Origin of the sequence: Paucibacter aquatile (assembly GCF_002885975.1) — a bacterium.
Taxonomy (GTDB): domain Bacteria; phylum Pseudomonadota; class Gammaproteobacteria; order Burkholderiales; family Burkholderiaceae_C; genus Paucibacter_A; species Paucibacter_A aquatilis.
This window is the reverse complement of sequence record NZ_POSP01000004.1, coordinates 542,775-563,866: the sequence shown is the minus strand read 5'-3', so window position 1 is coordinate 563,866 and position 21,092 is coordinate 542,775. Positions and strand designations below refer to the sequence as shown.

17 protein-coding genes are annotated in these 21,092 nt (G+C 66.1%); 8 read left to right on the top strand and 9 right to left on the bottom strand.

Annotated features, from left to right (window positions below):
- Positions 1-100 precede the first annotated feature (100 nt).
- The 6 genes from ileS (at position 101) to C1O66_RS22105 (ending at position 7,372) form a co-directional block, all read left to right on the top strand.
- Positions 101-2,947 (top strand): isoleucine--tRNA ligase, encoded by a 2,847-nt coding sequence (ileS, locus tag C1O66_RS22130; protein ID WP_102770170.1) that lies wholly within the window; start codon positions 101-103, stop codon positions 2,945-2,947.
- Between the two features lie 3 nt (positions 2,948-2,950).
- Positions 2,951-3,457, top strand: coding sequence for a signal peptidase II (gene lspA, locus C1O66_RS22125; protein ID WP_102770169.1), 507 nt, complete (start codon positions 2,951-2,953; stop codon positions 3,455-3,457).
- A 123-nt stretch (positions 3,458-3,580) separates the two neighbouring features.
- Positions 3,581-4,408 carry a DUF2189 domain-containing protein gene (locus C1O66_RS22120; protein WP_102770168.1) on the top strand — a complete coding sequence of 276 codons (828 nt, stop codon included), beginning with the start codon at positions 3,581-3,583 and terminating at the stop codon, positions 4,406-4,408.
- A gap of 186 nt (positions 4,409-4,594) precedes the next feature.
- Positions 4,595-6,142 carry a hybrid sensor histidine kinase/response regulator gene (locus tag C1O66_RS22115; protein WP_102770167.1) on the top strand — a complete coding sequence of 516 codons (1,548 nt, stop codon included), beginning with the start codon at positions 4,595-4,597 and terminating at the stop codon, positions 6,140-6,142.
- Between the two features lie 13 nt (positions 6,143-6,155).
- The gene (locus C1O66_RS22110; protein WP_102770166.1) at positions 6,156-6,446 is read left to right on the top strand and encodes a hypothetical protein; all 291 of its coding nucleotides are present in this window, start codon (positions 6,156-6,158) and stop codon (positions 6,444-6,446) included.
- Positions 6,443-7,372 (top strand): DMT family transporter, encoded by a 930-nt coding sequence (locus tag C1O66_RS22105; RefSeq protein ID WP_102770165.1) that lies wholly within the window; start codon positions 6,443-6,445, stop codon positions 7,370-7,372. The genes C1O66_RS22110 and C1O66_RS22105 overlap by 4 nt, the downstream gene beginning before the upstream one ends.
- Before the next feature lie 45 nt (positions 7,373-7,417).
- Here the strand turns inward: C1O66_RS22105 and C1O66_RS22100 are convergent, their stop codons facing one another.
- The 5 genes from C1O66_RS22100 to C1O66_RS22080 form a co-directional block, all read right to left on the bottom strand.
- The gene (locus C1O66_RS22100; RefSeq protein WP_243392954.1) at positions 7,418-8,737 is read right to left on the bottom strand and encodes a CsgG/HfaB family protein; all 1,320 of its coding nucleotides are present in this window, start codon (positions 8,735-8,737) and stop codon (positions 7,418-7,420) included.
- A gap of 132 nt (positions 8,738-8,869) precedes the next feature.
- A complete protein-coding gene (locus tag C1O66_RS22095) occupies positions 8,870-9,658 on the bottom strand; it encodes an SDR family oxidoreductase (RefSeq protein ID WP_102770163.1) in 789 nt (262 codons plus the stop codon).
- 4 nt (positions 9,659-9,662) lie between these two features.
- Complete coding sequence (locus C1O66_RS22090) at positions 9,663-10,589, bottom strand: DMT family transporter (protein ID WP_102770162.1); 927 nt, start codon at positions 10,587-10,589, stop codon at positions 9,663-9,665.
- Between the two features lie 121 nt (positions 10,590-10,710).
- Positions 10,711-11,805, bottom strand: a complete 1,095-nt coding sequence (locus C1O66_RS22085; protein ID WP_223696546.1) for an ABC transporter substrate-binding protein — start codon at positions 11,803-11,805, stop codon at positions 10,711-10,713.
- 240 nt (positions 11,806-12,045) lie between these two features.
- Positions 12,046-13,269, bottom strand: coding sequence for an NAD(P)H-dependent flavin oxidoreductase (locus C1O66_RS22080; protein WP_102770160.1), 1,224 nt, complete (start codon positions 13,267-13,269; stop codon positions 12,046-12,048).
- A 296-nt stretch (positions 13,270-13,565) separates the two neighbouring features.
- On the opposite strand from C1O66_RS22080, the gene C1O66_RS22075 reads away from it, so the two are divergent.
- Together C1O66_RS22075 and C1O66_RS22070 are read left to right on the top strand one after the other, a co-directional pair.
- Positions 13,566-14,651, top strand: coding sequence for a GGDEF domain-containing protein (locus C1O66_RS22075; protein ID WP_102770159.1), 1,086 nt, complete (start codon positions 13,566-13,568; stop codon positions 14,649-14,651).
- 215 nt (positions 14,652-14,866) lie between these two features.
- Positions 14,867-16,438, top strand: coding sequence for a sensor histidine kinase (locus C1O66_RS22070; RefSeq protein WP_102770158.1), 1,572 nt, complete (start codon positions 14,867-14,869; stop codon positions 16,436-16,438).
- Between the two features lie 93 nt (positions 16,439-16,531).
- Here the strand turns inward: C1O66_RS22070 and C1O66_RS22065 are convergent, their stop codons facing one another.
- The 4 genes from C1O66_RS22065 to C1O66_RS22050 all read right to left on the bottom strand — a co-directional run bounded on the left by C1O66_RS22065 (position 16,532) and on the right by C1O66_RS22050 (position 21,056).
- Positions 16,532-16,732, bottom strand: coding sequence for a hypothetical protein (locus C1O66_RS22065; protein WP_102770157.1), 201 nt, complete (start codon positions 16,730-16,732; stop codon positions 16,532-16,534).
- A 90-nt stretch (positions 16,733-16,822) separates the two neighbouring features.
- A complete protein-coding gene (locus C1O66_RS22060; protein WP_165794736.1) occupies positions 16,823-17,938 on the bottom strand; it encodes an erythromycin esterase family protein in 1,116 nt (371 codons plus the stop codon).
- A 417-nt stretch (positions 17,939-18,355) separates the two neighbouring features.
- On the bottom strand, positions 18,356-20,038 hold the full coding sequence (locus tag C1O66_RS22055) for an MFS transporter (RefSeq protein WP_207796057.1): 1,683 nt from the start codon (positions 20,036-20,038) through the stop codon (positions 18,356-18,358).
- 367 nt (positions 20,039-20,405) lie between these two features.
- Complete coding sequence (locus C1O66_RS22050; protein WP_102770154.1) at positions 20,406-21,056, bottom strand: 2-hydroxychromene-2-carboxylate isomerase; 651 nt, start codon at positions 21,054-21,056, stop codon at positions 20,406-20,408.
- Positions 21,057-21,092: the final 36 nt, after the last annotated feature.

Here is a 21,092-nt window from a genome sequence, read left to right as displayed (position 1 = left end):
CGGGCTCCATCCCCTCGCGCCTCCTGCACGCCTTCCACCGCCCGCCCTGCGCGCGGCGCCTCTTTTGAACGGGCTCACGCCTGAAAGCCATCGCTTCACCATGACAGCCGCCAAAGACACCCCCGCTGATTACCGCGCCACGCTGAATCTGCCCGACACCCCTTTTCCCATGCGCGGCGACCTGCCCAAGCGCGAGCCGGGCTGGATCAAGGCCTGGGAAGAGCAAGGCACCTACCAGCGCCTGCGCGAGGCGCGCCGCGGCGCGCCCAAGTTTGTGCTGCATGACGGCCCGCCGTATGCCAATGGCCAGATCCACATCGGCCACGCCGCCAACAAGATCCTCAAGGACATGATCGTCAAGGCCCGCCAGTTGGAAGGCCTGGACGCGGCCTACATCCCCGGCTGGGATTGCCACGGCCTGCCGATCGAAAACCAGATCGAGAAAACGCACGGTCGCGGCCTGCCGCGCGACGAGGTGCAGGCCAAGAGCCGCGCCTATGCCGGCGAGCAGATCGACGCCCAGCGCGCCGATTTCAAGCGCCTGGGCGTGCTCGGCGAGTGGGACCGCCCCTACCGCACCATGGACTTCAAGAACGAAGCGGGCGAGATCCGCGTCTTGAAGCGCTTGTTCGAGCGCGGCTTCGTCTACCGCGGCCTCAAACCCGTGTACTGGTGCTTTGACTGCGGCTCCTCGCTGGCCGAGTTCGAGATCGAGTACCAGGACAAGAAGAGCCCGGCCGTGGACGTGGCCTTCCTGAGCGCCGAGCCGGTGCGCCTGGCCGCGGCCTTTGGCCTGAGCTCGCTGGACAAGGATGCCTTCACCGTCATCTGGACCACCACCCCCTGGACCATCCCGGCCAACCAGGCACTCAACCTCAACCCCGAGCTGAGCTACGCCCTGGTGGACACGCCGCGCGGCTTGTATGTCGTGGCCGAGGCCTTGGTCGAGAAGTCCCTGGCGCGCTGGAAGCTCGAGGGCTCGGTGCTGGCCACCACGCTCGGCAAGAACCTGGCCGGCCTGGAGTTCAAGCACCCGCTGGCCCATGTCGATGCGGGCTACAACCGAACCAGCCCCGTCTATTTGGCCGATTACGCCACCGCCGAGGACGGCACCGGCGTCGTGCACTCGGCGCCGGCCTACGGTCTGGATGACTTCCAGTCCTGCATCTCGCATGGCATGGCCTTCAAGGACATCCTGAACCCGGTCACCGGCAACGGCACTTACGAAGCCAGCCTGCCCCTGTTCGGCGGCCAGCACATCTGGAAGGCCAATGCCGTCATCGCCCAGACCCTGGAAGACGCCGGCCGACTGCTCTCGCATGTGCAGATCACCCACAGCTACCCGCACTGCTGGCGCCACAAGACGCCGGTGATCTACCGAGCGGCCGCGCAATGGTTTGTGCGCATGGATGAGGGCGAAGGCCTGTTCGCCACCGACCCGGCCGCCAAGACCCTGCGCCAGACCGCGCTGGAAGCCATCGACGCCACCAGCTTTTACCCCGAGAACGGCCGCGCTCGCCTGCGCGACATGATCGCCGGCCGGCCCGATTGGTGCATCTCGCGCCAGCGCAGCTGGGGCGTGCCCCTGCCCATCTTCCTGCACAAGGACAGCGGCCTGGCCCACCCCAAGACCCTGGAGTTCATCGAGCGCGCTGCGCAGCTGGTGGAAGTCGGCGGCGTCGAGGCCTGGGCCAAGCTGGACCCGGCCGAATGGCTGGGCGAAGAAGCGGCGCAGTACAGCAAGGGCAGCGACATCCTGGACGTCTGGTTCGACTCCGGTTCGACCTTCCAGCATGTGCTCAAAGGCAGCCACGTGGGCGCCGCCCACGACAGCGGCCCCGAGGCCGACCTCTACCTGGAAGGCCATGACCAGCACCGCGGCTGGTTCCACAGCTCCCTGCTGATCGGCTGCGCACTCTACGGCCGCGCGCCCTACAAGGGCTTGCTGACCCACGGCTTCGTCGTCGACGGCCAGGGCCGCAAGATGAGCAAGTCGGTCGGCAATGTGGTGGCGCCGCAGACCGTCAGCGAGAAGATGGGCGCCGAGATCATCCGCCTCTGGTGTGCCTCGACCGACTACTCGGGCGATCTGGGCCTGGACGACAAGATCCTGGCCCGCGTGGTTGATGCTTACCGCCGCATCCGCAACACCCTGCGCTTCCTGCTGGCCAATGTCTCGGACTTCGATGCCAAGACCGATGCCCTGCCGCTGGATCAGCTGCTGGAAGTGGACCGCTTCGCCCTGGCCCGCGCGGCGCAGCTGCAGGCCGACATCCTGGCGCACTACCAACGCTATGAGTTCCACCCGGTGGTGGCCAAGCTGCAGGTCTATTGCTCGGAAGACCTGGGTGCCTTCTACCTGGACGTGCTCAAGGACCGGCTCTACACCACCGCGCCCAAGAGCCTGGCGCGCCGCTCGGCGCAAACCGCGCTTTGGCACATCACCCAGGCCATGTTGCGCTGGATGGCGCCCTTCCTGAGTTTCACGGCCGAAGAGGCCTGGGCCATCTTCGACGGCGGCCATGGCGGCGAGAGCATTTTTGTCGAAACCTACTGGCCCTTCGCCGCGCCGGACGAGGCCTTGCTGGCCAAGTGGGGCCGCGTCCGCGAGATCCGCGAGGCGGTCAACAAGGCCATCGAGGATGTGCGCAGCGCCGGCGGCGTGGGCGCCTCCTTGCAGGCCGAGGTGGCCCTGGGCGTCGAAGCGCAAGACCTGGCCCTGCTGCAAAGCCTGGGCGAGGATCTGAAGTTCGTCTTCATTACTTCGGCCGCCAGCCTCTCGGCTGCGGAAGCATTGAGTGTCACGGTCACACCGTCGGCTCACCAGAAATGCGAGCGCTGCTGGCATTACCGCGAGGACGTGGGCGCCAACCCGGCCCACCCGACTCTGTGCGGCCGCTGCGACAGCAATCTGCACGGCAGCGGCGAAACCCGTACGGTGGCCTGAACGATGGCGAGCAGCAACAAGAAGAGCGGCGCGAGCGGCGGCAACAAGCTGGGCCTGTGGCTGGGCATCGCCCTGGTCATCATCCTGCTGGACCAGTTCACCAAGGTGCTGATCCTGGGCAATTTCCAGCTCGGCGACAGCCGCTATGTGACCAGCTTTTTCAACGTCGTGCGGGTCCACAACACCGGCGCCGCCTTCAGCTTCCTGGCCAATGCGGCGGGCTGGCAGCGCTGGTTCTTCGTCGGCCTGGGTGCCGTGGCGACGGTCTTCATTCTGGTCATGCTCAAGCGCCACGGCCAGCAAACCCTGTTTGCCACCGCGCTGAGCCTGATCCTGGGCGGCGCCATCGGCAATGTCATCGACCGCCTGCTGCACGGCTATGTGGTCGATTTCATTCAGGTGCACTGGAGCGGCCGGGCCTTCCCGTCCTTCAATGTCGCCGACAGCGCCATCACCGTGGGCGCGGTGCTGCTGATCTGGGACGAGGTTCGGCGAGTTCGCAAGGGCTGAGTGCGGCCCCGCGCCGCACTGCGCCGCTGAACCTGAGCGCCAGCTTGACTCGCGTCCCGCGGGGCCTGCATCTGCTGGAAAGCCCGCTGGTGCGCAGGCCTTGCAGGCGCCTAAGCTGCGGCCATGACACCCGCCGAACTGCCCTCCAGCGATGCGCCCCGGCCCCAGCCTCTGCCGCCCTCGGCGGTGAATGAGGAAATCCCTGCCGACAGCGCTTTTGCCATCCGCCTGCGCCCGCTGGGCTTTGGCGACCCCGTGCGCTGGCTGGCGGCCGGTTGGGCTGATTTCCGGCGCGCACCCCTGATCGGCCTGTTCTTCGGTGCCTGTTTCATGCTGATGGGCTGGTGCTTGCTTGGCGTCTACGAGCACGCACCCATCTACACCCTGGCCTTGTCGGCCGGCTTTTTGCTGATGGGTCCGTTTCTCTGCCTGGGCCTGTACCAGGTCAGCCGACGCCTGCAGCAGGGCTACCAGCCTCGCCTGCTGGACTGCCTCTCCGCCTGGCGCAAGCGCATGTCGCAGATCGCCATCTTCGGCACCGTGCTGCTGATCCTGGAGATGATCTGGGGCCGCGCGGCCCTGGTGGTGTTTGCCGTCAGCTTTGATGGCATGCCCGATCTCAGCGGTTCCTTGGTCAAGTTGCTCAACCCCGAAAACCTGGGCTTCATCGTCGCCTACCTCGGCGTCGGCGCCTTCTTCGCCGGCCTGATCTATGCCGTCAGCGTGATCTCCATCCCCATGCTGCTGGACCGCCCGACCGATGCTGTCACGGCCGGCCTGACCAGCTTGCGCCTCGTGCTGACACAAACCGGTGTGATGCTGTTCTGGGGCGCCCTGATCACGGTGCTGGTGGTGCTGGCCTTGCTGCCGGGATTTGCCGGCTTGCTGGTGGTGGGGCCGGTGCTGGGCCATGCAAGCTGGCATGCCTACCGCGCGGCCGTGGAAGACTGAAGCCGCCGAATTGCGCACCAGTCGCGCGTCGAACGCAGTTTTTTGCGCAACAGCCGGCCGACAAGCGACGGCAGGCCGCGTCACCCAGGCGACAATGCGCAGCGCCACGCGCAGCCTGCCGGATGGCCACGGTGGGTGGCCCCACAAGGCCTGCACGCTCGGCCGTTTGGCCCACCCTGACCCTCCATGCTCGATTTTTCCTGCTTGACCCATTACGACTGGCTTGACGTGCCGATGTGGGTGTTCGACCCCGCACGCCAGCGCAATCTCTGGGCCAATGCCGCCGCACTCGGTTTCTGGCGCGCGAGCAGCGCCGAGGAATTCCTCTCGCGCGATTTCTCCGACACCAGCGAGGCCGTGCGCGAACGCCTGGCCGTCACCGCCGCCGACCATGCCCAGGGCAAGATCGTGCGCGAACAATGGACGCTCTACCCCAAGGGCCAGCCCGCCACCGTGATGCTGGTCTCACGCGGCATCCTCACCCCCGACCGCCGCCAGGTCATGCTGTTTGCGGCCGATTCCCTGGCCAACAGCAGCGACAAGGCCATGCTGCGCGGCGTGGAAGCCCTGCAGCACACGAGCGTGCGCATCGCCGTGTTCAGCCTGCAGGACGGCAGCACCCTGATGCGCAACCCTGCGGCCGCCCTGGCTTTTGGCAAACGCCCGGCTGTGGCTGGCACCAGCACCACCGGCCGCGGGCGCATCAGCGATTTCGAGGCCCTGTTTGCCGACAGCGGCGATGCCATCAAGGTCTTCAACCAGGTGCGTGCCGGCCACAGCTTCAAGGCCGACCTGGAGCTGCTGACCGACGGCGGCCGCTGCTGGCATGGCGTCAACGCCCGACCCATGCGCGACCCGGTGACCGGCGAGCAGGTGCTGCTGCTCAATGCCCGCGACATCGCCGACCTCAAGGCCAGCCAGGCCGCGCTCGAAGCCGCCCGCGAAGCGGCCGAAGCGGCCAGCCAGGCCAAGAGCAGTTTTCTGGCGAATATGAGCCACGAGATCCGCACACCGATGAACGGGGTGCTGGGCCTGACCGAGCTGGTGCTGCAGACCGAGCTCAGCGACAAGCAGCGCAAGTTCATCGAGCTGGCCCACAGCTCGGCCAAGGGCTTGATGGTCATCATCAACGACCTGCTGGACGTGGCCAAGATCGAATCGGGCCGCGTGGTCATCGAGCAGGCGCATTTCTCCCTGCACGATTGCCTGCGCGAGGCCCTGCACCCGCTGCTGCTCCAGGCACACGAGAAGGGCTTGCACCTGCACGCCCGCGTCCAGCCCGGCGTGCCGCAGCATGCCACCGGCGACGCCCTGCGCCTGCGCCAGGTGCTGGTCAATCTGGTCGGCAACGCGCTCAAGTTCACCGAGAAAGGCGAGGTCCGCGTCGAAGTGGAACGCATCGAGCCCGATGCCAATGATCAGGTGCCCGCGAGCGCCACCGCAGGGGCGCTGCGCCTGCGCTTCAGTGTCCATGACACTGGCATTGGCATGACACGCGATCAGATCCAGCAGATCTTCGAGCCCTTCAGCCAGGCCGATGGCAGCATCACCCGCCGTTACGGCGGCACGGGTTTGGGTCTGACCATCGTGCAGCGCCTGGTCGACCTCATGGGCGGCCAGGTGCAGGTCGAAAGCCAACCCGGTACGGGCTCCTGCTTCAGCTTTGAAGTGGCGCTAGACGGTTCGACAGCCGCCGCAGACAGCCACGCGACGCAGCCCTCCACCACAGCTTGATCCTCTGCCTGCCATGGACATGAACCTCACGAGCCAGGCCCGCTACCGCCGCCTTGCCTGGGGCTTGCTGTTGGCGGGGGCCCTGGCCTTGCTTTCGCTCGCCCTGATCGGCGGCCTGTTCGCCTGGCTGATGGACTCCGTCAGCACGCTGGGCTCAGCACAAGGCGGCCAGGCCCGCTCGGCCCTGCCTCTGCTGACCGGCCTGGCGGTGGCTGTGGGCTTGCTGCTGCGTTGGCGCCTGCGCAGTGGCAGCAAGAACAACAAGCGCCGCGAGGCCACCAAGCGCTCGGACACTGGCCTTTGAACCCACGCCTGGCCCTGCTGCTGACCCTGCCGCCGCTGCTGTGGGCGGGCAATGCGGTGCTGGGCCGACTGATGGTGGGCAGCATCAGCCCCCTGGCCCTCAACGGCCTGCGCTGGGCCTTGGCAGCCCTGCTCTTGCTGCCACTGTCCTGGCGGCTGCTGAAACAGACCGAATTGCTGCGCCAGCGCTGGGCCTATCTGGCCTTGACCGGGTTCCTGGGCATGGGCTGCTACAACGCCCTGCAGTACCAGGCCTTGCGCAGCTCCAGCGCGCTCAACGTTACCCTGATCGCCGCCAGCCTGCCGGTCTGGATGCTCGCCATCGGCGCCCTGTTGTTCGGCGTGCGGCCGCAGCGGCGCCAGCTGCTGGGCGCCCTGCTCTCGCTGGCCGGCGTGGCCCTGGTGATCGCGCGCGGGCAACTGACCAGCCTGGCCCAGGTGCACTTCGTCAGCGGCGATCTGCTGATGCTGCTGGCCATCCTCTCCTGGGCCCTGTACAGCTGGCTGCTGGCGCGGCCACCGGCCTCGATGCGCGGGGAACAGCGCCCCCACTGGGATTGGGCCGAGACCTTGATGGCCCAGCTGCTCTTCGGCCTCGTCTTTGCCGGCGGCATGGCGGGCGCCGAGCAGGCGCTGGGCAGCCCAGCACCCATCGCCTGGGGGTCAGGTCTTGCCCTGACCCTGATCTATGTGGCGGTGGGGCCTTCGCTGATCGCCTACCGCTGCTGGGGCCTGGGGGTGGCCCAGGCCGGGCCGGCGGTGGCGGCCTTCTTCGGCAACCTCACGCCGGTGTTTGCCGGCCTGATGTCAGCCGCTCTGCTGGGCGAATGGCCGCAGTGGTACCACGGCGCGGCCCTGGGTCTGATTGCGGCCGGGATCTGGGTCTCGTCGAGGGTCTCGTCGAGAGTCTCGCCGAAAAAGGCCTGAGGCCGCGGGGCTGAGCACAACTCAGCCACGCCCTCATTGACGCCCTCAGCTGCGCTGGCCGCTGAAGCTGCCGCCGCCCTTCATGCCGCCGCCATAGCTCCAAGTGCCGCTGACCGTGCCGTTGATGGGGTCCACACCGCCCTGGTAATGGGCCGAGCCGGCCGAGCCGGAGGCCACCATGGTCAGGCGGCCATTGGGCAGCACCGCGCCGCTGACGCTGAAGGCGCCGCTCTGGTTGGAGACACCGCTGCCGGTGACCGTGCCGCTGCCATTGAGGCCCGGCAGGATGCTGACGGTGAAGCTGCCTTGCTCGTAGCCGCTGAAGCTGCCGGAGAAGTTGCCGAAGATGCCGCCGGCCACCGATTGCGTGACCGGCAGGGGCTGGGCCTGCGGCGCGCTCGACACCATGCCGCAAGCGCCGACCAGGGTGCGCTGCACCCAGCCGCTGAAGTTGGCCGCGTCCACAAAGACAAAGCCGTTGCTGAGCTCGCCCGAGGCGATCAGCTCATCGTTCTTGGTGAGGGTGGCCACGACCTTGCCTTCGCGCGAAGCCGTGGCATAGGCCTTCACATTGGCGATCTTGGGGCACAGGGTTTGCCCGGGCTTTTGCGGTGCCTCGGCCTTCTGCGAGGCTGCGGCATTGGCATCGCCCGAGGCGCTATTGCTGCGGATCAGCTGAGGCTGATCGCGGATGGTCTGGACGATCTTGTTGTAGTTGTCCAGCAGGCTGGCGGCCACCATCTTGCCTTCCGGCGTCTTGGTGTAGCCACCCAGGGCACCCAGCATGCCGTTGCCATAGGCCCAGCCGCCGATGCCGAAGTCGGTCTTGGTGGCCTTGCCTTCGGCGGCGGCCACCTGGATGCTGGAGCGCACATCGGCGATCAGGAGGCTGGTGGACGCTTCCTTGAATTTGAGGCCACCGGCAATCGCGCCGAGCACGCCCAGGCGGCCCATCAGCGCACCGCCGATGCCGCCGGTGTCGGAGGCCGCCACTTGCACATTGGGCGTCATCACAAAGTCGGCGGCCTGCATCTGGCCCTTGCCGACATTGGATTCCTGGCGCAGATCACCGCTCTGGCCCAGGGCGCGCTCCTGCTGCAGGTTCTGCATGGCCACGCCGCGCTCGACCACATCGAAACAGCCCGACTGCTGGATCATCATGCGCAGCAAGGCCTCAGGCGAGCCCAGGCCGTAGCGCGACAGGTGGTGCCAGCCGGTCTGCGGCTCGGCCACGGCGATCACGCCCAGCTTCTTCGAGCATTTCTCGACATTGGAGCCTTGCTCCTCGGCGCGGGCGCCGCCCGCCAGCATCATCACGGCCGCAGCCACCACGCCGGTCTGCACGAAGACCTTCTGCTTCATCATCAAGATGCACTCCCATTCAGGCATAGCCACACGAAGCCGGGCATTGTGCCCAAGTGCGGCCCACTCACCCATCCCCCAAAAGGGCACGGATCGGTAACAAATTGCGACCGAGCGATGCCCCAGCGAGACCACTCAAAACACGCCGGCGTAAGCCCCGCCATCGAGCAGGATGTTCTGCCCCGTCAGGTAGCCCGCCTGGGCGCTGCACAGCATGGCGCAGATGGCGCCGAACTCGGCGGCCGTGCCGAAGCGCTGGGCTGGAATGCTTTGCTTGCGGCGCTGCGCGAACTCCTCGGTCGCCAGGCCGTTCTTGCTGGCGCCGGCCACCAGGGTCTTGTGCAGGCGCTCGGTGTCAAAAGCGCCGGGCAGCAGGTTGTTGAGGGTGACATTGCGGCCGGCCAGCTGCGGTTGGCGCGCCAGGCCGGCGACGAAGCCGGTCAGGCCCGAACGCGCGCCGTTGGACAGGCCCAGCACATCGATGGGCGCCTTGACCGCGCCCGAAGTGATGTTGAGCACGCGACCGAAGCCACGCGCCGCCATGCCGTCGACCGTGGCCTTGATCAGCTCGATCGGGGTCAGCATATTGGCGTCGATGGCGGCCAGCCAGGTGGTGCGGTCCCAGTCGCGGAAATCCCCGGGCGGCGGGCCGCCGGCGTTGTTGACCAGCACATCGACCTGCGGGCAGGCGGCCAAGGCCGCCGCGCGGCCCTCGGGCGTGGCGATATCGCCCGCCACGGCACGCACCTGCACGGCGGGGTTGAGGGACCGCAAGGCCTCGGCCGTGGCCTCCAGCGCTTCAGCGCCGCGCGCGGTGATCACCACATGCGCGCCCTCTTTCACCAAGGCCTCGGCACAGCCCCGACCCAGGCCCTTGCTGGCCGCACACACCAGGGCCCAGCGGCCCGACAGTCCCAAATCCATCGCATCACCTCCAACGCGTCAACAACCACACCCCGCCCAGCACCAGCAGCGTGCCCATCAGCACCCAGACCGTGAAGGGTTCATCCAAAATCAGCGCGCCCAGCACGATGGTGGACATGGGCCCCACCATGCCGGTCTGGGCCGCCAGGCTGGCGCCCAATCGCTCGATCGCCAGCATCACCATCAGCACCGGCGCAAAGGTGCAAGCCGTCGCGTTCAGTAAGGACAGCCACCACACCTCTGGCGCCAGCTGGGCCAGGCCGCTGAGCGGCCGCAGCATCAGGAATTGGGCAATGCAAAGCAGGCAGGCCACCGTGGTGGCCAGGCCGGTCAGGCGCATCGCACCCAGGCGCCGCACTTCTTCGCCGCTGAACAGCAGGTAGCAGGCATAGCTGAACGCGCTGCCAAATACCAAGGCCGCGCCGAGGCCCACATATGGGCCTTGCAAGGACAACTCCTGCCCGAACACCAGCAAAACACCGCTGTAGCTGATGGCGAGAGCCAGCAGTTGCCGGCCAGTGACACGGCGCTTGAAGAACAGCCAACCCAGCAGCAAGACCAGGGTCGGGTTGAGGTACAGGATCAGGCGCTCGAAACTGGCGCTGACGAATGCCAGGCCAGCGAAATCCAGAAAGCTGGCCAGGTAGTAGCCGCTGAAGCCCAGACCCAGCACCACCCAGGCGTCACGCCGGGTCAGCGCCGGCTTGCCCCGCCCGGCCCACCAGGCCAGCAGCACAAACAGGGGCAGAGCCATCAGCATGCGCAGCATCAGCAAGGTGATGGCATCGACACCATGCCGGTAGGCCAGCTTGACGATGATGGCCTTGCCCGAGAAGGCAATGGCGCCAGCGGTGGCCAGGGCAAAGCCGGGCCAGAGGCGAGGCGGCGGCGCCACTGGCAAGCCGGGAGAAGCGGGAGACGAAGAGGACATCGCCAGCCATCATAGAAGCCAGCCAGGGCCTGCGTGCGAACCGGGCCTTCCTATGGATGCGAGGCTCTCTCGCCTGAAGCGGAGGGCTGGGACGGGACGGAGCGAGCCAGGCGCTGCGCGGTCAGCGCCAGAACTTGCCGTCGGGGCCGATGATGGAGATGTCCACGAAATCCAGACCGCTGCGGTCCTTGGGGCCGTAGTGCAACTCGACGCCACCCAGGTCCAGACGCTGCAAGCTTTCCAAAGACTTGAGCAGGCTGGCCCGGCTGATGTCCTTGACGCTACGCTTGAGGCCTTCGACCAGCAGCTTGGCCGCTGCAAACCCTTCGATCTGCGAAGGGCTCAGTTCATTGCGACCACGCGCCTTGGCCAGCCCCAGGGCTTCACGCACCAAGGGGTTGTTGGTCGATCGCTCGTAGGGGAAGACCTGGGTGACGATCACGCCATGCGCGTTCTCGCCCAGGGCTTTGACGAAATCGACTGAAGCATTGTTGGACAGCGTGGCCACTTGGGCTTTGGAACCGGTCGCACGCAAGGCGTTGACCCCTTGCACCACCGCATGGCTGGGCCCAATGAAAAGCACGGCCTCGACACCGGCCCGTGCCACCTGCTCCATCAAGGGCCCCAGCTCGGGCCTGGCGCCATCGAAGCGCAGGATGGCCGAGGCCTTCATGCCCTGGGCTTCCAGGCCCTTGATCGCACCGATACCGGCATCGTTGCCGAAGGCATCGTTGACTTGAACAATGGTCACCCGCTTGACCCCGATCGAGGCCAGGTGCTGCACCGCGCGCGCCGCTTCCTTCTGGAAGGTGGCGCGCACATTGAAGACCTGGGGGATCATGGGCTGATGCAGCACCATGGCACCGCTGGACGGCGCCACCAAGGCCATCTGATGCTTGCTGAGCAAGGGCAGCAGAGCCTGGCTTTGCGCGGTGCCGCGGCTCAGGAACAAGGCCACCACCCCTTCGTCGATCAGACGCTCGGCATTGGCCGCACTGAGTCGCGGGTCGTACTTGTCATCCAAAGAGACCAGCTCGATGGGCTGACCCTTGATGCCGCCCTGGGCATTGATGGCGTCGAAATACAGGCGCGCGCCGTCAGTGATTTCCTGCACACCGGTGGCAGCGGGTCCGCTGAAACCCGCCGTTTGGCCGATCTTGATCTGCGCCTGGGCCAGACCGCTGCACCACAGGCAAGACAGAACCAAGGCCAGCAATGCCCACCTGTTCCAAACGGGCACCACGGTGCCCTGCTGCCGGGCTGACACAACAGCCCTTCCTCCAGCGTCACGCATGACTCTCCCCCTCACCCTCGTCCCTTGTTTTTCGCCGGCCACGAAGGGGCCGTCAGCGAAAATTCAAGGCGCGATTGTGGCGCAGGGATTTGTCGCACGGGTGACCCTTGGCACCCGGAAAAACCCGTGCTGGCCTGGCCCCATCCGGGCGTGAACCGCCTCTCAGATCGAGGCGTTCAAGGCCTGCGCGCCGCCAGGGCTGAGCAGGCATTGCATCAACTCCGCGACGCTGCGGATCTGCGCACCGAAGGGCAAAGCCCCTACTCCGCGGAAAAACAAGCCATGCTTGACATCGCCGCGCAAGGCGGCTGCCAGCTGGTTGTCGATGCAGAACTGGCCGGCGTCCTTGAGACCATCGCGCAAGCCGCATTGCGCCAGGCAATCGAAGGCCTTGGTACAGCGGCTCTTGACCTGGGCCATGGCCTGCAGCTTGGGCGCGGCGCGCAGGTAGTTGCGCAGCCAAGGGGTGGCCACGGCGCGAGCTGGAAGGCCAGCCACGCTGATGAACTCGACCAGCTCGCTCTCCTGCGCTTCGGCCAGCACGCGCTTGAACTCGGGGTGGGCGTCGCCCTCGGTGGTGACGGCGAAGGGCGTGCCCAATTGCACGGCCGCAGCACCCAGGGCCTGCAGGCGCTGGATGTCGGCGAAGCTGCGCACGCCGCCGGCCGCGATCAAGGGGATCTGGCCCGAAATGCCGGCCTTCTCGAAATACTCCAGGCACTCGGGAATCACGCGCTCGAAATCGAAGCGCGGATCGTGCACATCGGCGACCTTGGCCGCGCCCAAGTGACCACCGGCCAGTCGCGGGTGCTCGATGACGATGGCATCGGGCAAGCGCTGCTTGCGCTCCCATTTGCGCACGATCAGCTGCACGCCGCGGGCATCGCTGAGGATGGGGATCAAAGCCACCTGCGGGTGCTCGGCCGCCAGGTCGGGCAGGTCCAGCGGCAAGCCCGCCCCCACCACCACAGCCTCGATACCGCACTCCAGCGCCCGACGCACCTGGGGCGCGTACTCGGCCACCGCACGCATGACGTTCAAAGCCACCAGACCGCGGCCCTGGGCACGCTGCTTGGCGCCCTGGATCTCGCGCTCGAGTGCAATCAGATTGACCTCGTTGATCAAGCGCTTGGCCGCGTCGCCCGCGTTGTGGCCCTCGGTGCGAGCCATCAGGTCGGGATGCTGGCGGCGCAGATCCACCGAGCTCAAGGTGCCCACACCGCCAAGACTGGCCACCGTGCCGGCCAGTTGCTGGGCGCTGACGCCCACGCCCATGCCGCCTTGCACGATGGGCAGCAAGCGACGGCCCTTCAACTCAAGAGCGCGCAGACCGCTGCGCTCGAACAGGGATTGCAGCTGCTGCTGGGGGCTGGAGGTTTCAGTCATGGGCAGGCTCGGGCGCTGAGCGCCCCGCACGGTGGATGAAGAACAGCCGGCAGACTAAGGCCTAGAGAGCCGGCACTAATTGACAAAAATCAGCCTCGCGTGGATGGGCCTGGCCTGTCTGTGCCGCTGAAGGCTTGAGTTCACGCAAGCGCTGCCGATAGGCCCGGCATGCCAAGCAGACCGGGGCCGCTGAACATGCGTCGCCACCCGGCAGCAGTTGGAGGTCCGGTCACGGAACACCACCGATCTTGGCCCATTGAAAAGCAATCAAAACGCCAAGCTTCGAGGGTTCCCCGATGAGATACCAAGACAGCATGGCGCGCAGCGCCGAGCACCTGCGCGCCGCCCTGCCCCAGATGACGCGTCAGCGCGCTGCTTTGCACCCGATCAGCTATGCGGTCTGGTACGAGCATGTCAGCGGCATCAACCCCGCCCTGAGCCACGCCCTGCAAACCTTGACGCGGGACGAGCGCTGCCTCGACGAGGCGCAGACCCTTCAGCTCTACCAGGACCATGTCAGCGATTTCAATGCCCGCACCGCCCAGAACATCGGCGACGGCCTGAACCGGGTGCTCGACACCCTGTCGGCCTCGGCCTCGCTGGCCGGCCAGCAAACGGCCGGGTTCGAGGCCTCGCTGCAGCGCTGGGTGGAAGAGCTGCTGGTCGAGGCCGTGCCTGCGGCCGAGCGCAGCGGACAGACGCCGGGCCAGATCGTCCAGCAATTGCTGGTCGGTACCCAGGACATCCGCGCCACGTTGCAAACCCTGCAGGAGCGCTTGGACGGCAGCCAGAACGAGCTGCGCCTGCTGCGCGAAGAAGTGCGCCGGGCGCGGGCCGATGCCTTGGTGGATTCGCTCACCGGTCTGGCCAACCGCCGCGCCTTCGAGCAGGAGCTCAGCCTGTGCGCCGCCAGCCGCACCGGCCTGCGAACCCAGCACGAGGACCGCCCTGCCGAGGACGCGCAAGCGCCCTGCCTGGTTCTGGGCGACATCGACTTCTTCAAACGCGTCAACGACAGCTTTGGCCATTTGTTCGGCGACCATGTGCTGCGCGCCGTGGCCCAAACGCTCAAGCAGGTGGCACGCGGCGACAGCCTGCCGGCGCGGGTGGGCGGCGAGGAGTTCGCCCTGCTGCTGCCGCATGCCAGCCTGGCGCAGGCCCAAGGTCTGGCCGAACAGATGCGCGCCAGCGTGGCGGCCAGCCGCATCCGTCCGGCCCAGGCCCAGCCCAGTCTGGAGCGCATCACCATGTCCATGGGCGTGACGCAGATGACACCGGGCGAGAGTGCGAACGACTTCTTTGAGCGGGCTGACCGCGCGCTCTACGCCTCCAAACGCTGCGGCCGTAATTGCGTCACCGTGCTCAGCGCGGAGGCGGCCTGAGCCCGCCCCCATGCACAGCACCAGCCTGCCCGGCAGCCCGCCCGCGGCGCCTCCGACGCAGCCGCGCGACGCCGGGCCACTGCCCCGACTTGACCGGGCCGCGTCTGCCCATACACTGAGGGCAGTTCGGCCCCTGCCCTTGCAATGACGCCCCGTTTGAACATCCTGCCGCTGACGCATTCCCGCCCAGCCCCGGCCACGGAGCAGACCGCGTGATGTTCGAACGCGCCTCGCTGCGCTACGCCGTCATCGTGGCCCTGCTGATCGGCCTCCTGGTGCCGACCGCACTGGTGCTTCTGTACGACGCCCAGAAAACCCGGCGGACCGCGCTGGAGGACCTGAAACGAGATCTGGTGCGCACGACCGAGGTCATGTCGCTGTCCCTGGCCGAACCGGTGTGGCAGGTCTCGCCTGACCTGGCCGAGCCCATGATCAAGGCCCAATTCGACGACCCTCGCTTTGTCTCGGTGGTGGTGCGTGAACCCTCCAATGTCGCCCCCTTCCAGGAGCTGCGCCGCAAGCTGGCAGCCAACGAACCGGACCTGACGCTCAGCGAAAGCCGGCCCGTGCTGCGCGATGGCCGCAAGATCGCCGAGCTGACGGTCGAGATGAGTGCAGCGCCCTTGCTGGAGACCAAGCAGGCGGAAATGTTGCGCACCCTCTGGCGCAGCTTTCTGACCCTGACCCTGTCCTCGGCCCTGATCCTCTGGGTGATGCAGCGGCGGGTGCTGCAACCCATGACCCAGATGACCCAGGCCGCCGAAGCCCTGGCCGCCGGCCAGCTGCAGCAGCCGCTGAAGCTGGGAGGCAGCGACGAGATCGCCCGGGTGGGCCAGGCCATGGAGCATATGCGCCAGTCCCTGCTGCAGGCCTTTGATGCCTTGCGCGAGCATGCCAATACCCTGGAGGAACAGGTGGAGCAGCGCACCGCCGAGCTGACCACCAGCAATGCCGACCTGACCCAGGCCCTGGCCAACCTCAAGACCGCCCAGCATGAGCTGGTCGAGTCGGAAAAGCTGGCCTCGCTGGGCCGCTTGGTGGCCGGGGTGGCCCATGAGCTGAACACGCCGCTGGGCAACTCCCTGACCGTGGTGTCCTCTCTGGAAGATCGCTACAAACAGCTCGACGAGATGCTGGCGAACAACACGCCCATGCGCCGCAGCGTGCTGGAGGACCTGGTGCGCGACACCCGGCGCGGGCAGGACATCCTGCAACGCAATGTGCAGAAAGCGGCCGACCTGGTGCGCGACTTCAAACGCGTGGCCATCGACCAGACCACCGACTCACGGCGAGATTTCGAACTCGATCGCGTGATCGAAGATGTGCTGGTGATGGTGGAGCCCAGCTTCAAGCACACGCCATTCCTGATCAAGACCGAACTGACCCGCGGCATCGCGATGAGCAGCTACCCCGGCTCCTTGGGCCAGGTGTTGACCAATCTGTTGATCAACGCCCTGGTGCATGGCTTTGAAGGCCGCGAACAAGGCCAGGTTCTGGTGCGCTGCATGTACGGCAGCAGCGGAGAGGAGGTGGAACTGAGCGTCGAGGACGACGGCCGCGGCATGGACGAATCGGTGCGCCGCCGCATCTTCGATCCCTTCTTCACCACCAAGCTGGGCACCGGCGGCTCCGGCCTGGGCATGCACATCGTGCACAACATCGTCACCCATGTGCTGGGCGGGCAAATCGAGGTGATCAGCAGCGTCGGCCAGGGCACACGCATGGTGATGCGCCTGCCGCTGAATGCCCCACAGCGCAGCGGCGGCAGCGAGGACGCCTTGCACTGAGCGCCCTTGCCGGCCAGGGTTCGCAGCGCGCCCTTCACAGAGCGCTCAGCTCCAAGCCGATGCCGCCGGGCTGGGCCCGGCACCTGGCGTGACTCAGTTCGAAGCGGCTGAAGCCGGCGCAGAGGCGGCTTCCGGGGTCGCAGAGGCCGGGGCCGAACTGGCCGCGGGCGCCTCGGCGGCATGGGGAACCGCCACATCGTGCTTCTCGCCGCTCATGTCAATGTCGCCACCCTTGCTCATGATGAAGATGGCCAGAGCCGCAAACGCAATGAAGCCGACGAGCAGTTTCCACATGGTGTATTCCCATTAAAAGAAGAAAGGATGGCGGCATTCTTGCCAGCCAAGCTGACAGCAGCCTGAGCGCAGGCTGAGCTCGGATGCGCCTCAGCGCACCATCTGCACAGGGCTCATGCGCGGGATGTGGATCAGAAAATCCCAGTTCTGTCCCAGGCGACCCGGGCCTCGCGAGGCTTCGATGCCCCCACTCTGGTACTCAAAATTGTGCTGGGGCAGCGTCACCGGTCCACGCGCGATCAAGAGCTGGGCCGGCGACGCCACAGCACCTGGGTGAGATCGGCCAAGCAAGGCCTCCAGACTGCCCGGCACCGGCGCAGGCACAGACTGCGGCACTGCGCGCAGGTAATCCAGCACCTGACCACCACTGGCACTGAACTGCAGCACCTTGTAGGCCGGGCCCCAGTGCCGGGCCATCACCTCACCGGATTGCGGGTGCGCCGGGCTGCGCTCAAAGCCTCGCGCGACATGCACGGTATGCGCCCACACCACGGCCTTCTTGCCCGGGAACTGTTGTTCCATCAGCCAGATGGCATGGCGGCCCATCTGGATATCGCGCTGAAAGTCGCGCCCCTCGCTCCAAAGGCTGCGCGCCTGGGACTCGATGCTGCCCAACAACTGGCACCACCACCCCTCGGAGCCGACACCGGCACGCTGCTCCGGGGGAATCTCTCGGCACAAGGCCTGACGCTGGGCCTGAACCTGCTGGAAGAAGCCGGCTTGCTCCGCAGCCTCGGGCAGGGGCGGCCGCAGACTCAGCAAGGCCTGGGCGAGTTGCGCGAAGGGCTGCCAGAGATGGTCCCGGGCCAGCTCAGGCGCTCGCTGCTGAATGCGCTCTCGCAGCCCGGGCAGCAAGCCTTTCAGGCTGAGTTCCCCGCTGTGCTGGCTGTCGAAACCCGCCAGTTGCAATGGGCGGCTGCTGCGCTGCCGACGATCCAGATACTGCAGCAACAAGCGGCCTTCGGCGGTCTTGGCGTACATGAAAAACACATTGCCTGGCGCCAGCGCATCCAGGCTCTGACCCGCGGCCATCGCCTGAGCCAGACGGCCAATGTCATAAAAGCCACTCTCCAGGAGCAGCACCTCGTAGCCCAGCTTTTCATGCAGGAAACGCAAGAGGCGCAGCTTGAGCAAAAACTCCTCGCGGCCGCCATGGGTCTGCTCGCCCAAGGCCAGAACCCGAACACCGTCCAGTTCCTTGGCCAAAGGGGCAAGGTCGCTGAAGTCCTCATCCGCCGGCGACAAGCTGCGCAGCGGCCGCAGGTCCACCGGAAGCCCCGCCAGAACCGATGCGCCGGCAGCGGCCGGCGTCGATGCCGGGGGTGGCGCGCTCGCTGGCGCACCTACCGGCAGCGCTGCGAGCACGAGCAGCGGCCCCAGCCAGCGCCTGGAAGCAAGGGAAACCGCAGACGCAAGGGAACAGAGCTTGGTGTTCATGTGAAAGCCAATAAAACCAAAGTAAGACCAATTTAGCAAGAAATCTGCCCCGAGCCCATCTGCCTGAGCGTGGATCGGCTCGCCCAGCGCACCTGCACGCATTTCCTCTGCAAGCAACAAGCCCAATAAAAAAGGGAGGCCCAGGGCCTCCCTTTTGATGAGCCAGATGGCTCGAAGATGAAACGCTCAGTCCTTGGCGTAAATGTCCACATCCTTGGTTTCACGCACGAACAGCAGGCCGATGACCAGGGTCATGGCGGCCACGCCGATCGGGTACCACAGGCCGTGATAGATGTTGCCGTTCTGAGCCACCATCGCGAAGGTGATGGAGGGCAGCAGACCACCGAACCAGCCGTTACCAATGTGATACGGCAGGCTCATCGAGGTGTAGCGGATACGGGTCGGGAACATCTCCACCAGCATGGCGGCGATCGGACCATAGACCATGGTCACGTACAGCACCAGGATGAACAGGATGCCCACCACCAGCGGCTGGTTGACCTTGGCCGGATCGGCCTTGGCCGGATAGCCTGCAGCCTTCAGGCCTTCAGCCAGTTCCTTCTTGAAGGCAGCGATGCCCTTGGTCGTGGCTTCATCGAACTTGTGCTCGTTCAGCTTGGTGGCATTCAGGCCGGTGATGACCTTCTCGCCGATCTTGATGACGGCCACCGAACCGGCCTCGCCGGGCAGGGTCTCATAACTGGCCGAAGACTGGGCCAGCGCACGCTTGGCGATGTCGCAGGAGCTGGTGAAGTCCACCTCACGCGCAATCGGGCTGCCCTGGAAGGAGCAGGTGTTCATGTCCACCGTCAACGTGATTTGCGCGGTCGCTTGTGCCTTGGCCAGATCCGGGTTGGCGGCGTTGGTCAGGGCCTTGAACAGCGGGAAGTAGGTGACGATGGCAAGCAGCAGGCCGGCCATGATGATGGGCTTGCGGCCGATCTTGTCGGACAGCGTACCGAACACCACGAAGAAAGGCGTGCCCAGCAGCAGCGAGACCGCCACCATGATGTTGGCCGTGGCGTTGTCCACCTTGAGCACGCTGGTCAGGAAGAACAGGGCGTAGAACTGGCCCGAGTACCAAACCACGCCTTGACCGGCAACCAGGCCGAACAGTGCCAGCACGACGATCTTCAGGTTCTTCCATTGACCGAAGGACTCGGACAGCGGGGCCTTGGAGGTCTTGCCTTCCGACTTCATCTTCTGGAAGGCCGGCGATTCATTCATCGACAGACGAATCCAGACGCTGATGGCCAGCAGCAGGATGGAGACGATGAAAGGCACGCGCCAGCCCCACTCGGCGAACGCAGCCTCACCGACCACGGTACGGGTGCCCAGAATCACCATCAACGACAGGAACAGGCCCAGGGTCGCGGTGGTTTGAATCCAGGAGGTGTAGGCGCCACGCTTGCCGTGAGGCGCATGCTCGGCCACATAGGTGGCTGCACCGCCGTACTCGCCGCCCAGCGCGAGGCCCTGCAGCATGCGCAGACCGATCAGGATCACCGGGGCTGCGGCACCGATGGTGGCCGAGCCCGGCAAGATACCGACGATGAAGGTCGACAGACCCATGATCAGGATGGTCACCAGGAAGGTGTACTTGCGACCGATCATGTCGCCCAGGCGACCGAACACCAACGCGCCGAAGGGGCGCACGATGAAGCCGGCCGCAAAGGCCAGCAACGAAGCGATGAACGCCGCCTGCGGATCCAGTTGCGAGAAGAACTGCTTGGCGATGATGGCCGCCAGCGAACCGTAGAGGTAGAAGTCGTACCACTCGAACACGGTTCCGAGCGAGGAAGCGAAGATGACCTTCTTTTCCTCGGCCGTCATCGGCGTGTTGGTGGAGACTGCGTTTGCAGTTGCCATGGTGGGTGTCTCCGTTGATTGCAGCCGGCCACAAGGGGATGGACCTGGGGTCCTGAGAGGCTCTCACCGGCAAAGGCTGAGGGCCCATCCTCTTGCAAACCGACGTTTGCTTGAGAGCCACCGACCGGTAGCTCTTGACACGCATCATGGGAGTCGGCTCTGACCCAACTCTGACGCCGAACTGAACGCAGGCTGACAAAATCCGCTGCAACCCTGCTTGAGAATTTCGTGATGCGAAATTTTCAGACTTTTCAGGGTAAGTCCCGGGCTGGCATTGTCAGACTCGCCATGCCGCTGAACTAGCTCGTCAGCTCAAGACATGCACAGACCGCGCCCTCCCGGGCACAGCCTGAGGGAAGTGCGCTGCTCAGGGGGCCGCCCGACGCACTCCAGGGCGCGGTACCGCGGCCGCCTCCCAGTCACCTTGCTGGAACCAGGGGTCGCCCTTGAGGTAGGCCGCCACCATATCGAATGAGTCCAGGCCCCAGAACAGGCGACCGTCCACCTCGATCGTCGGCACGCCAAACACGCCCAGGGTCAGCGCGGCCTCGGTGGCCACGCGCAAGGTCTCCTTGACCTCTTCGCTGGCCGGATCGCGCACCGGCGCCAGTTCTTGGCTCAGCGCTGCCAGACGAGCTGCGTCGGCAGGATGAGCGCCCTCACTGCGCCAAACATGGCGAAATATGCGCTCCACCGTGGCCCGGTTCGGCGTGTCACCGGCCGGCGCACACGCCCAGGCCAGGCGCAACAGCGGCAGCGGATTGAAAGGATGCTGGGCCGGGACCTGCAGGGGCTGGCCCAGCTTGTGCGCCGCCCAACTGATCTGACGGAAGGTCCACTGTCGTTTGGGCTCGATTTCGGCTGGCCCCTTCTGCCCCAAGGCGTGGAGCAAAGCGGCGAACAGAATCGGCCGGTATTCGACGCTGTAGCTCAGCCCTTCCAGGGCCTGAGGCAGATGCTCGAAGGCAAGCGCGGCGTAGGGAGAGATGGGATCGAAATAAAAACGCAGATGTTTCATGCGAAGGACTCCGGTACGGCGGCTGCGGCCCTGCCG